Origin of the sequence: Hahella sp. NBU794 (assembly GCF_050749805.1) — a bacterium.
Classification (GTDB): domain Bacteria; phylum Pseudomonadota; class Gammaproteobacteria; order Pseudomonadales; family Oleiphilaceae; genus Hahella.
The window spans coordinates 2864836-2877782 of record NZ_CP192738.1 but is presented as its reverse complement, the minus strand read 5'-3'; the positions used below and the strand labels follow the sequence as shown (position 1 = coordinate 2877782).

Annotated in this window: 8 protein-coding genes; 2 read left to right on the top strand and 6 right to left on the bottom strand. The window is 56.2% G+C overall.

Annotated elements, in window-relative coordinates; genetic code table 11:
* Nucleotides 1-38: 38 nt before the first annotated feature.
* Nucleotides 39-1376: a CSLREA domain-containing protein gene (locus ACQYWX_RS12840; RefSeq protein WP_216738043.1), complete on the top strand. Its 1338-nt coding sequence runs from the start codon at nt 39-41 to the stop codon at nt 1374-1376.
* A 305-nt stretch (nt 1377-1681) separates the two neighbouring features.
* Nucleotides 1682-3304 carry an ankyrin repeat domain-containing protein gene (locus ACQYWX_RS12835; protein WP_431689038.1) on the top strand — a complete coding sequence of 541 codons (1623 nt, stop codon included), beginning with the start codon at nt 1682-1684 and terminating at the stop codon, nt 3302-3304.
* 132 nt (nt 3305-3436) lie between these two features.
* On the opposite strand, the gene mqo is transcribed toward ACQYWX_RS12835, so the two are convergent.
* From mqo to ACQYWX_RS12805, 6 genes are all read right to left on the bottom strand, one after another.
* Complete coding sequence (gene mqo / locus ACQYWX_RS12830; protein ID WP_431689037.1) at nt 3437-4930, bottom strand: malate dehydrogenase (quinone); 1494 nt, start codon at nt 4928-4930, stop codon at nt 3437-3439.
* Between the two features lie 343 nt (nt 4931-5273).
* Nucleotides 5274-6041, bottom strand: a complete 768-nt coding sequence (locus ACQYWX_RS12825) for a peptidylprolyl isomerase (RefSeq protein WP_279507083.1) — start codon at nt 6039-6041, stop codon at nt 5274-5276.
* Nucleotides 6042-6126: 85 nt separating this feature from the next.
* Nucleotides 6127-6807 (bottom strand): respiratory nitrate reductase subunit gamma, encoded by a 681-nt coding sequence (narI, locus tag ACQYWX_RS12820; protein ID WP_216738047.1) that lies wholly within the window; start codon nt 6805-6807, stop codon nt 6127-6129.
* An 11-nt stretch (nt 6808-6818) separates the two neighbouring features.
* Nucleotides 6819-7553 carry a nitrate reductase molybdenum cofactor assembly chaperone gene (gene narJ / locus ACQYWX_RS12815; protein WP_431689036.1) on the bottom strand — a complete coding sequence of 245 codons (735 nt, stop codon included), beginning with the start codon at nt 7551-7553 and terminating at the stop codon, nt 6819-6821.
* A 2-nt stretch (nt 7554-7555) separates the two neighbouring features.
* Nucleotides 7556-9088 (bottom strand): nitrate reductase subunit beta, encoded by a 1533-nt coding sequence (gene narH / locus ACQYWX_RS12810; protein WP_431689035.1) that lies wholly within the window; start codon nt 9086-9088, stop codon nt 7556-7558.
* Between the two features lie 13 nt (nt 9089-9101).
* Nucleotides 9102-12827: a nitrate reductase subunit alpha gene (locus tag ACQYWX_RS12805; RefSeq protein ID WP_431689034.1), complete on the bottom strand. Its 3726-nt coding sequence runs from the start codon at nt 12825-12827 to the stop codon at nt 9102-9104.
* Between the last annotated feature and the right edge of the window lie 120 nt (nt 12828-12947).

The following is a 12947-nucleotide window of genomic DNA, read 5'->3' as shown; positions in this document are numbered from 1 at the left end:
TCTAACCGCGCCAACATCAAAACTAAGGAAGGAATGACATGAATAACAAATTAGCGAAAAGCTACTCCCGGCTAACCTCTTCACTCACCCTCGGCGCTCTCATCGTTGCCGCCCCAGCAGGCGCAGCCAGCTTCCAAGTCACCAAATTCACCGACGGCTATGACGGCGTATGCGACAGCGACTGTTCATTACGCGAAGCTATCCAACAGGCTAACGAGAATGCAGGCCCGGATAAAATCATCCTGGACGCAGGCGTCTACAAATTATCCATCCCAGCCGATAGCGCCATGGATGAAGAAGACGAAAACCTGAACGGCGATCTGGACATCCTGGATGATCTGGTTATCGAGGGTCAGGGCATCGACATCAGCATCATCGACGCGGACGGTCTGGACCGCGCCATCGAAGTGTTGAAAGAAGTCAAAGTGGAAATGCGCGGCTTCACCATCCGTAACGGCAACGTGCGTGATTACGGCGGCGGCATCGAGAACTACGGCGAACTGATGTTGCGTCAAATGCGCATCACCGGCAACGTCACCAAGGGCGAACTGAATCCCGGCAACGGCGGCGGCATCTCCAACGAAGGCATGCTCGACATCTATCAGTCCATCCTTGACGACAACCGCGCGCAAGGCGATGAAGCTCACGGCGGCGCAATCTACAACACCGGCTCCCTGTTCGTGCGTGAAACCACTTTCGAAAACAACTCTTCCGAGAACGAGAGCCTGACCGGCGCGGGCGGCGCGATCTACAACCGCGGCGTAGCGGACATTTCCCGCACCACTTTCGCCAATAACGTCGCTGACTCCACCGGTTCCGCGTTCCTGAACGATGACGCAGCTGATCTGTGGCTGAGCAACAGCACACTGAGCGGCAACATCGCTCTGGGTGAAAATGGCGCAACCTTGGTGAACGGCGTCACCAACCCGACACTGCAAGGCGTCGCCACCATGAAAGTCGTCCACGTCACCCTGGCGGACAACACGGGCCACGGCTTCTACAACTACGGCGACGTCAACGTGCGCAACAGCCTGATGCTCGGCAACCACCTGCTCGACAACAGCGGCTTCGCCGACTGTGCGGACTACGGCGTGTCCTACCGCAACAAGGGCCTGATGACCGGCATCGGCGCAGGCAACTGTAAGGCGGATATGGAAGTGGCCAGCGAAGACGTGTTCACCCAGGTGCTCTATCCTTTGATGGATAACAGCGGCCTGACCAAAACTCACCGTCTGCGTGAAACCAGCCCGGCGATTGACGCGGGTATGGGCCTTTGCGCCAGAACTGACCAGCGTCGTGTAGTGCGTCCAAAAGACGGCAATGGCGACGGCGTTGAGAACTGCGATCTGGGCTCTTTCGAATTCGTCCTGCCCTAATACGCATCGGTTGAGATGAACAGCCAACGGGGGAGCGCTTCACACGCTCCCTTTTTTCATTCCCCTTCCATCGCCCTCACTCTTACCATCCGCAATCTTCCCTCTTGACGCTCAGGACTGATTAAAAATACGCTTCGCCCTATGCCGTAAATAACCACTAACTTAATGAAATTACGAAAATTTACTGCATAAAAGCCCATTTAGGGTTTATGATCCGGGTCCCACATTTTTATATATTGCGGAAAACTGGAGCGCCGTCTGAAGCGGCAATATCCGCAGTCGGTTACAACACCAGGACAGTAGTTGTGAACAAAATATCCCCAAACCAACTCTTGTGCGCGCGGCCCCGCCGCATGCTGAACTCCCTGACGCGGCTCGCCCGTCTGGTTCCGTCTGCGTTAATTCTGGCAGGCGCAACTTCATCGGCGTTGGCGGCTGAGAGCAAATACTACGGCGTCATCGATCAGTACCCGATCACCATGACGCTGTCGATTGAAGAAAACGGTTCCATAAAAGGCGGCTACTTTTACGACCGCTACAAAACGGCCATCGAACTGCATGGGGGCATTCAGGGCTCGAATATTCATCTGGAAAGCAGCGCCCCCAAGGGCAAAGATGAAGAGAACTTTGACGGCAGCTTCACCACTACCATCATCGCTGGCCACAGCTACAACGCTGGCGCGGTGATCCCCAACGAAATCAAGGGATACTGGACTCATTCGGGTAAGAAGCTGCCTTTTACTCTTACCCTGGGACCCTACGAAGATGGCAAACTGACCTGCGAGGAAATGCGGGCGCAACCAACGCGCGTGTTTTCTGAAGACCCGGATCTAGGGTCTGGCGGCGGCAGCCCGTTGGATGTGGATTACCAGTGTCCGGAGAGCCTGGCTGAACAGCCATTTTTGCAGTCTCTTAAGACATTGAGCGCCGCTTTTCGCAGCGAACAGGGATCTCAGCTCTGCACCGGCACCATTATTCACGCCCAGTGGCGCTATTATCACTTTGAACTGCTGGAGGCGGGTTTCGCGCCGGAAGTGAATCTGGCCCGCATCGAACCAAATGACAGAGCGCGCAATCGCGCGGCGACTTTGGACTATCTACGCTACTGGTCCCTGGAAAGCATCTACAACCTGCCCTATTACGATGAATACCTGCAAGTGATGCAGCAGGCGGAGTCCGATCTGGCCGCTCATTACGCCAGCCGCTTCGATATGGACGACGCCAAAGCGCACGCCGCCGCACAAGCCGGCGTGGACCTGTTCCTGCAACGTGCGGCGGGAGCCTATCCCAGCAGCCAGGATCATACCGTTGCGCCGCTGGCGACGTTGATGTTCAACAAGAAAGCGCCAACCTTGGAGACCGTGCGTGAACTTATCATCGACGCCGACCAAAGCGCGCGCCTGCAAGCATTAAACGCCGCTTTAGGATTAGAGCTGCCGACAGAGATCGTTAAAGCGCTGCTGGACTCCATTGAGGACGTCAACCAGGGTGATGAACCCCCTTTGTTCTTCGCCGTGCATAATCCCGACAATCTGCGTTTGTTGCTCAACAAAGGCGCGGACGTCAACTATCAGAACGGCTTCGGCAAAACAGCGCTGTATTATGCTATTCAGTTTAATTTGCCTGAGTCCGCGCAAACCCTGCTGGACGCAGGCGCGGAGGTGAATCATCGCTATAAATCCGGGCCTGAGGTGCAGTACGATTGCCGCTACAACATCACCCGCACTTTGCGCAGTCCGTTGATGCACGCCGCCCAGCATGCTGACGCCGCCATGCTGGAACTATTGATCAAGGCGGGCGCCGATCCCTCATTGGTGGACGGCCTTGGCGACACGGCATTGACCTATGCAGAAGAAAACGACAAGCCGGAGAATGCGGCCTATCTGAAGAACCTCACTACGCAATCTCAGGCGAGCGCGAATCAGTAACGTCTCCACAAGACAATCTAAGCCGCCCCAAGGCGGCTTTTTTATGCCCGAAATTCACCCATAAAAAAAGGGTCGCAGCAGCAACCCTTTTCATGTCTTCAGCGGCGCTTTTTGCTTACCGCACAACAGCCATTACATACGTTTTTTATCCAGTCCCAACACAGACAGGGTTCTGGCGCGTACGCTGTGCAGCAGCTCTGCATCGTCCACCAGCGACTCGCCGTAAGAAGGAATCATCTCCTTCAGTTTGGCGTTCCAGTCTGCGCTACCCAAACGGTCCTTGAAGCACCGCTCGATCACGTCGACCATCGCCTTCACCGCCACAGAAGCGCCGGGCGAGGCGCCCAGCAGCGCCGCCAGCGAGCCGTCTTTGGAAGCCACCAGCTCGGTGCCGAATTCCAGTTTGCCGCGGCCTTGCGCGTCACGTTTGATGATCTGCACGCGCTGTCCGGCTTCCGCCAGCGTCCAGTCGTCTTCTTTCGCTTCGGGGAAGTAGTTCAGCAGCGACTTCACGCGATCTGAATGCGATTGCATCGCTTCTTTAATCAGATAACGGGTCAGGTCCATGTTGTTGATGCCCACGGACATGATCGGACCAAAGTTGTTGGCGCGGATGGAGCCAAACAGGTCAAAGGAAGAGCCGGTTTTCAGGAATTTGGTGGTGAATCCGGCATACGGCCCAAACAGTAACGCAGGCTCGCCGTTGATGATGCGGGTGTCCAGATGCGGAACCGACATGGGCGGCGCGCCGATGGCCGCTTTACCATACACCTTGGCGTAATGGCGTTTGACGATATCCGGCTTCTTGCACACCAGCCACTGGCCGCTGACCGGGAAACCGCCGTAGCCGTCGCCTTCCGGGATGCCGGATTTCTGCAGCAACGGCAGCGCGCCGCCGCCGGCGCCCAGGAATACGAATCCGGTGTCGATGGTTTTGCTTCCACCATTGCGACTGTCGGACAGCTGCACAGTCCAGCGGCCGTCCTGCTTTTGCTTGAGGCTCTTCACCGGATGGCTCAGCAGCAACTCAAAGTTGGCGTTCTTTTGCAGATGCTCAACCATATTGCGGGTCAGAGAGCCGAAATCCACGTCGGAACCGTAGCGAACGCGCGTCGCCGCCACTTTCTGCATGGGATCGCGATGCTCCATGACCAGCGGCATCCAATCCTGCAGCGTGCGGGGATCGTCGCTGAACTCCATGTCTTTGAACAGATGATGAGCGCTCAATAATTGATGGCGCTTGCGCAAAAACGCGATGTCCGACTCCCCCCAGACAAAGCTTTCGTGCGGACAGGTGTTGATGAATTCATTTGGACTGGGCAGTCCGCCGCGCTCCACCAGATAACTCCAGAACTGCAGCGAAACTTCGAAAGAAGCGTTGATGGCGAGCGCCCGGGTGATTTCGATATTGCCGTCGCCGCTTTCCGGGGTGTAGTTCAGCTCACAATATCCAGCGTGGCCTGTGCCTGCATTATTCCAGCCGTATGTGCTTTCGTGAGCGACATGATCGAGTCTTTCCACCATGACGATATTTAAGGATGGGTCTAACTGCATCAGCATCGTCCCTAGGGTCGTGCTCATAACACCGCCGCCAACTAGCAGCACATCCGCCTTTTTTACAGTCATTACAATCGCGCCTTTGCAAGAAAATCAAAATCTGGTGACAAGCGATAAAACCGCCGCCGATTATGGAGGATTTGGGCGAAAGGTCAAAGATAAGTGCGTCCGCCCCTGGCGAGAAGCGTTTGCTTTTCTGCTCTGTCGAGGGCTATGTTCCTGTCGCCTCGATATTGGAAGAGAACCCGAAAAGCCAAACGTACCTGGCCACGGGGTCGCAATTATACCTTAATTTAATCGCTAAACGAGCGTTTAATTGCTTACGGATAATTTATTGTGACGAGCCCCGCTGCATCAGGGCCAGCCCCACCCGGCATGATGAGACATAACCCTTTGTAATAAATAATAAATATTACTGAAGCAATGGAGATCCATCTTGCGCAAAACGGTAACCGTGAATTTCCGCCGCCTCCACCAGTCTGTGCAAATAATCCACAATCGCCCGGCGCTCAGCCAGCTCCCGCAAATAACTGCGCAATTTTTCTTCAACATAAGAAAACGGTAAAAGGTCGCCAGGAATGTTGCGCTCCACCCAGACCACATGAACGCCGTATCGGCTCTCTATGGGACTGGCGAGCAAACCATGATCATGACGGAACACCGCCGCCTCAAACTCAGCCACGGTTTGCCCACGCGACAACTGCCCCAGGGAGCCGCCCTGCTCTTTGGAAGGACAGGCTGAAAACTTCTGCGCCAGCATGGCGAACTGTTCTGGGTTTGATTGCAATCGCTCAATCAGCGCCTTGGCCTGCTCCAGTTTCAATGAGCGCTCCTTGACGTCATCAGGAGCCGCCGCCAGCAGAATATGCCTGGCCTCCACCAACGGAGACGAAGAGAACTGTTCTGGGTGGCCGCGATAGAACCGCTCACATTCCTCCGCTGTCGGCTCACGGACTGAGGCTTCTCGTTGCAACAGTTGATCAATGACTTCATCCTGTGACAGCCCTTCTGTATCCATCTCCAGCGCCTGCGCACGCTGGCGCAACAGTTCGCTGACGATCAAGGCGCGAGCCGCCTGATTCAATGCGTCCTCCTGGCTTTCCGAAGGAAAATACTGCATTTCCTGAAACATCGCCGCCTCAGAGATTGCAACGCCGTTTACGCTGATGTCTGTGTTCATGGTCTTCCTCACTGTGCTTCTTGCAGGTCGCCCCTTGCCCTCCACAATTCAGGAAGGGTCGGGGCGGGCGTCGCGGAAAGGATCTCTATCTCGCCCGAACGACTTGATAGTTGCGGGTAAAGTAGCGCACCGGAACGCTCCACACATGCACCAGCCGGCTGAACGGAAACAGCAGGAACAGGGTCATGCCCAGGAAGATATGCAGCTTATAGATCACATGCACGCTGCTGACCGCCGCCGCTGCATCCGCGGCATTAAAGGTCACCAGAGATTGCGCCCAGCTCATCAGCTTGAGCATTTCGGTCCCGTCCATGTGACCTGAGGACACGAAGATACTGAGCAATCCCAGAATCAGTTGCGCATAAAGCAGCAACAAAATCGCGATGTCCATTTTGCTGGAGTTGGCGCGTACCCGCGGATTGGTCAGACGGCGCTTGATCAGAATGGTCAGCCCGGCGAAGCAGATAATCCCAAACAGCCCGCCAATGCCCATCGCCATGGCCTGCTTGAAACTGGCGGAAATACCCAGCACATGCCATACCGCTTTCGGCGTCAGCAAACCGACGAAGTGTCCCGCCAGGATGGCGATGACGCCGATATGAAACAGGATGCTGCCGATGCGCAATTGACGACTTTCAAAAATCTGACTGGAGCTGGTTTTCCAGGTGTACTGATCCCTGTCATAACGAATCAGACTGCCTACGAAAAAGACCGCCAGCGCGATGTAGGGATAAACGGAAAACAGAAGTGTATTGATATAGTTCATGATATTTCTCCTCAACCCAGATTGGACTGGCGCTCGGCCAGCGCTGCAGGGTCCAGTAACTGCACCGGCATGACGTCGTCTTTGCGTTGACTCGCCGCCGGACGATAACGCGCGTCGCCGCAACTGTTCATGGCGTTGTCCTGGGTGAAGGTCACCGCTTCTTCCTCCCAGATTTTATCCAGGGCTTCCGGTGTGTCGTCACGCTCCTCGCCCTTGATCTGTTCGCGCAGCGACGCCAGATTCACATCCACCTCGGCAAGCTCGATCAACGCATGGACCAACAGAGCATAAGGACTGTCACGCTCTTCCAGACGCGCCGCCAGCAGAGCAAGAATATGCGCCACGTCCTGCAGCCATCCTCGCGCCTGTTCTTCCTGCGTTGCGGCGAACTCAAGGTAGACCGGCAGATAATCCGGCAATTCGCGCACGCTGATTTCCAAGCCCGCCTCACGATATTGTTGCAGCAGGTTGACCATGGCCTGCCCGCGGTCCCGGGATTCGCCATGCACGTGCTCAAACAGGTGCAGGGATACCGCCCGACCGCGTTCGAAAAGGCCGTCGTATTCACTCTGCAAATCCAGTAAATCGCGACTGAAAAAATCGTCGATAAAATTTTCCAGCCGTCGCCGGGTTAAGGTTGTCAGAAGCTGGTCATCCTTAACCAAGCCTCTGACAAGCGCCGAACTTGTATACAGTTCCTCGGTGGGGTAATCCAACAACCGGGATATCAACTTCAAAATGACCATGATTAATCCTCCTGCCGTACCGGTATGACCTGACGCACCGTCGCCTGTTTACCGCCAAACAGGTTCACCGGGTTGTCGCCGTCGGAGCAGCCATTGCCGAAGCTGAAGCCGCAACTGCTCTTGAGATCGTAAGCGTTCTCCGCGTATTCCCGGTGGGTGGTGGGAATCACAAAGCGGTCTTCGTAGTTGGCCAGGGCCATGATGCGATACATGTCTTCCACCAGGGATTTGGTCAGGCCTACCTGCTCCAGGACTTTCAGATCCTCGACCTTATCCACGTGCTTGGCGCGCATGTAGGCGCGCATGGCGATCATGCGCTCCAGCGCCCGCACTACCGGCGCCTCATCTCCCGCCGTCAGCATGTTGGCCAGATAACGCAGGGGAATACGCAGGCTTTTCAGGTCCGGAATCTCGCCGTTCATGCCCACATGTCCCTGCTCCACCGCATTCTGGATCGGGCTGAGCGGCGGCACGTACCAGACCATGGGTAAGGTGCGGTATTCCGGGTGCAGCGGCAGCGCCACTTTCCAGTCAATCGCCATCTTGTAGACTGGCGACTGCATGGCCGCCTCCAACCAAGCCTGGGGAATGCCTTCCGCCCGCGCCGCTTCCTGCACCTTGGGATCATGCGGGTCCAGGAAAATATCGCATTGCGCCTGATACAGATCCTGATCTGAGGCGGCGGAGGCCGCGTCTTTGATGCGATCCGCGTCGTATAACAACACGCCCAGATAGCGGATGCGGCCGACACAGGTTTCCGAACAGACGGTCGGCTGCCCGCTTTCTATACGCGGATAGCAGAAGATGCATTTCTCGGACTTGCCGCTCTTCCAGTTGTAATAGATCTTTTTGTAGGGACAGGCGGAGACGCACATCCTCCAGCCCCGGCATTTGTCCTGATCAATCAATACAATGCCGTCCTCTTCCCGCTTATAGATGGCGCCGCTGGGGCAGGAAGCCACGCAGGCGGGATTCAAACAGTGCTCGCATAACCGCGGCAGATACATCAGGAAGGTTTTTTCAAACTCGCTGTACATGTCCGCCTGCACCTGATCAAAGTTTTTGTCTTTGCGGCGCTTGGCGAACTCCGTACCCAGGATTTCCTCCCAGTTAGGCCCCCATTCGATTTTCTCCATGCGGCGGCCGTCAATCAGCGAGCGCGGACGCGCAGTAGGCTGATGCTTGCGATCCGGCGCGGTGTGCAGATATTGATAGTCGTAATCGAAGGGTTCGTAGTATTCATCAATTGTCGGCAGGTCTGGATTGCCGAAAATATTCGCCAACACCCGATGACGGCCGCCGATGCGCGGCTTCAAAGTTCCGTCGGCGCCGCGTTTCCAGCCGCCTTTCCATTTTTCCTGATTCTCCCATTCTTTGGGATAACCGACGCCAGGCTTACTTTCCACGTTGTTGAACCAGGCGTACTCCACCCCTTCCCGCGACGTCCATACGTTCTTGCAGGTGATGGAGCAGGTGTGACAGCCGATACACTTGTCCAGATTCAGGACCATTCCGATTTGAGCGCGTACTTTCATAATCTGTCTCCAATCACTCTGTATCTAGCCAGTCAACATTATTCATTTTGCGTACGATGACGAACTCATCGCGGTTGCAGCCGACGGTGCCGTAGTAGTTAAAGCCGTATGACTGCTGCGCGTAGCCGCCGATCATATGAGTCGGCTTCATGACCGCGCGGGTCACGGAGTTGTGAATGCCGCCCCGGGTTTGAGTCATCTCCGCTCCGGGCGTGTTGATGATCCGCTCCTGCGCGTGATACATCATCGCCATGCCTTCCGGCACCCGCTGCGACACCACCGCCCTCGCAGCGATGGAGCCATTGACGTTGAACACTTCTATCCAGTCGTTATCCTCCAGGCCGGCCTTCTTGGCGTCGGTTTCGCTCATCCACACGATGGGGCCGCCCCGGGACAAAGTCAGCATTAACAGGTTGTCCGAATAGGTGCTGTGAATACCCCATTTCTGGTGCGGCGTAATCCAGTTGAGCAGGATCTCCTTGTTGCCGTTGGGTTTGCTGTTCATCACCGGCGAGGTGGTTTTCAGGTTGATCGGCGGCTTGTAAACGCACATGGTTTCGCCGAAGTCGCGCATCCATTCATGGTCCTGATAGAACTGCTGACGTCCGGTGATGGTGCGCCAGGGAATCAGCTCATGGACGTTGGTGTAGCCTGCGTTATAGCTCACATGTTCATCCTCCAGCCCAGACCAGGTAGGAGAGGAAATAATCTTGCGGGGTTGCGCCACGATGTCGCGGAAGCGGATTTTTTCTTCCTCTTTCGGCCGCGCCAAGTGGGTGTGATCGAGACCAGTGGCGCGCCCCAATGCTTCCCAGGCTTTCACCGCCACATGGCCGTTGGTCTCCGGCGCCAGGGACAGAATCACTTCCGCCGCGTCGATGGCGCTTTCGATTTTGGGACGACCGCCGCGGGCGCTGTCTTCGTCGTGAGTCAGGTTCAGTTTGGCGAGAAACGCCACTTCCTCTTTGGTATCCCAGTTGATGCCTTTGCCGCCGTTCCCCAGTGTGTCCAGCAGTGGGCCGACTGAGGTGAAACGGTTATAGGTGTTGGGGTAGTCCCGCTCCACCACGACCATGTTGGGGGCCGTCTTGCCGGGTATCAGGTCGCACTCGCCTTTCCACCAGTGTTTGACGCCAAACGGCTGAGCGATTTCCGCCGGGGTGTCGTGCAGAATCGGCACGGTCACCAAGTCTTTTTCCACACCCAGGTGACCTTGCGCCGCCTTGGAGAACTGCTTGGCGATGCCTTTGAAGATGTCCCAGTCGCTGCGCGCTTCCCACACCGGGTCCACCGCTTTGGACAGAGGATGAATGAAAGGATGCATATCTGAGGTATTCAGATCGTCCTTTTCGTACCAGGTCGCCGTGGGCAACACAATGTCGGAATACAGACAGGTGGTGGACATGCGGAAGTCCAGCGTCACCAGCAGATCCACCTTGCCTTCCGGCGCTTCGTCGCGCCAGGTCACGTCGTCCGGCTTGGTTTCCCCCATTTCCCCGAGATCTTTGCCCAGCAGACCATGCTTGGTCCCTAACAGATGACGCAGCATGTATTCATGGCCTTTGCCGGAGGAACCCAGCAGGTTGCTGCGCCAGATAAACATATTGCGGGGATAATTCTGCGGGTTATCCGGGTCCTCACAGGCGAATTTCAGCTGGCCTTCTTTCAACAGTTTTACGGCGTAATCTTTCGGGTCCATGCCCTCCACCGCCGCTTCTTTGGTCAGCATCAGCGGGTTCATACCCAGCTGCGGCGCAGACGGCAGCCACCCCATACGCTCGGCGCGGGTGTTGTAATCAATGATGGAGGCGCTCCATTTGCCTTTGTCCGCGAGGGGTGACACCACTTCCGTCATCTGCAGTTTTTCATAGCGCCATTGGTCGGCATGGTTATAAAAGAAGGAGGTGCCGTTCATCTGCCGGGGCGGACGTTGCCAATCCAACCCAAACGCCAGAGGCAGCCAGCCGCACTGGGGACGCAGCTTCTCCTGCCCCACATAATGCGCCCAACCGCCGCCGCTTTGGCCGACGCAACCGCACAGCATCAGCATGTTGATCAGCCCCCGGTAGTTCATATCCATGTGATACCAGTGGTTCAGCGCAGCCCCGACAATGACCATAGAGCGGCCATGGGTTTTATCCGCATTGCGGGCGAACTCACGCGCCACGCGGATCACGTCCGCCTGCGGAACGCCAGTGATTTTTTCCTGCCAGGCCGGCGTGTAGGGAATATCGTCGGAGTAATCCTTGGCGCAGGCTGGGTCGTCATAGCCATTGTCCACGCCGTAGTTCGCCACGGTCAGATCGAATACGCAGGCCACTTTTACCATGGAGCCGTCCGCCAGTTGCACGTGCTTCACCGGCACTTTACGGATCAGCAGTTCATCGTGATCGGTGTGCTGGAAGTAGTCATATTCGTGCTCCTGCCCGCCAAAATAGGGAAACGCCACTGGCGCGATTTCATCGCTGATATTTTTCAGACTCAGCGCCAGTTTCACTTCCGCGCCGGACTTCCCATCCAGTTGCTGGATGTTCCATTTTCCCTGCTCGCCCCAGCGATACCCCACAGAGCCGGTGGGTGAGACCAGCTCGCCGGTAGCTTCATTAACCGCGATGGTTTTCCATTCTGGATTGTTGTCCTGCCCCAGATTGCCGGACAGGTCAGAAGCGCGCAGGAAACGACCTTGAATGTAACGGCCTTCGTGCTCTTGCAGCATGACCAGCATGGGCATGTCGGTGTAACGGCGCACGTAGTCAGTGAAATATTCACTGGGATTATCAACGTGAAAGTCTTTCAGAATCACATGGCCAAACGCCATGGCCAGCGCGGAGTCAGTTCCCTGTTTGGGCGCCAGCCAGGTATCGCCGAATTTGGAGCACTCGGAATAGTCCGAAGTGATGACGCAGGTCTTGGTTCCTTTGTAACGCACTTCTGTCAGGAAGTGCGCGTCCGGAGTACGGGTCTGCGGCACATTGGAGCCCCAGGCGATGATGTAGTTGGAGTTGTACCAGTCCGCCGCCTCCGGTACGTCCGTCTGCTCGCCCCAGATTTGCGGAGACGCTGGCGGCAAGTCGCAATACCAGTCATAGAAGCTCAGGCAGTTGCCGCCAATCAGTGACAGATAGCGGGAGCCGGCGGCGTAGGACACCATGGACATGGCGGGAATCGGTGAAAACCCGGAGATACGGTCTGGCCCATAACGCTTCGCGGTATAGACGTTGGCGGCGGCGATAATCTCGTTAACCTCATTCCATGAACTGCGCACGAATCCGCCCAGGCCACGGCGCTGCTTGTAGGACTTGGCCTTAACCGGATCTTCAACAATGCTCTCCCAGGCGTCGACGGGGTCATCGTGCCTTTGCTTCGCTTCGCGCCACAGTTTGATCAGGCTTTGTCTGACTTTGGGATACTTGAGCCGGTTGGCGCTGTAGATGTACCAGGAATAACTGGCGCCTCGCGGGCACCCTCTGGGCTCATGATTGGGGAGGTCCGGACGCGTGCGAGGATAGTCGGTCTGCTGGGTTTCCCAGGTCACCAGACCATCTTTGACGTAGATCTTCCAGCTACAGGACCCGGTGCAATTGACTCCATGGGTGGAGCGCACGATTTTATCGTGCTGCCAACGACGGCGATAACCGTCCTCCCAACTACGATCGTCTTTGGTGGTGGCGCCGTGTCCATCCGCGAAAGTCTCTCCTTTGCGTTTGAAAAACTGCAGTCTATCCAGAAAATGGCTCATGTCGGACTCCTCATCAGAACCTGCTTCGAAGCATGGAGCACAGCGTTAGAGACAGGTCGTTTTTTAATTTCAAATTCATTCTAGGAGAGCCCGGGGGACTATAATTGATGCAAATCAAAG

Bases quoted from the DNA above. Each gene is read 5' to 3' on its own strand.
- ACQYWX_RS12840 (WP_216738043.1), top strand. From the start codon at position 39: ATGAATAACAAATTAGCGAAAAGCTACTCCCGGCTAACCTCTTCACTC.
- mqo (WP_431689037.1), bottom strand. From the start codon at position 4,930: ATGACTGTAAAAAAGGCGGATGTGCTGCTAGTTGGCGGCGGTGTTATG.
- ACQYWX_RS12825 (WP_279507083.1), bottom strand. From the start codon at position 6,041: ATGAACACAGACATCAGCGTAAACGGCGTTGCAATCTCTGAGGCGGCG.
- narI (WP_216738047.1), bottom strand. From the start codon at position 6,807: ATGAACTATATCAATACACTTCTGTTTTCCGTTTATCCCTACATCGCG.
- narJ (WP_431689036.1), bottom strand. From the start codon at position 7,553: ATGGTCATTTTGAAGTTGATATCCCGGTTGTTGGATTACCCCACCGAG.
- narH (WP_431689035.1), bottom strand. From the start codon at position 9,088: ATGAAAGTACGCGCTCAAATCGGAATGGTCCTGAATCTGGACAAGTGT.
- ACQYWX_RS12805 (WP_431689034.1), bottom strand. From the start codon at position 12,827: ATGAGCCATTTTCTGGATAGACTGCAGTTTTTCAAACGCAAAGGAGAG.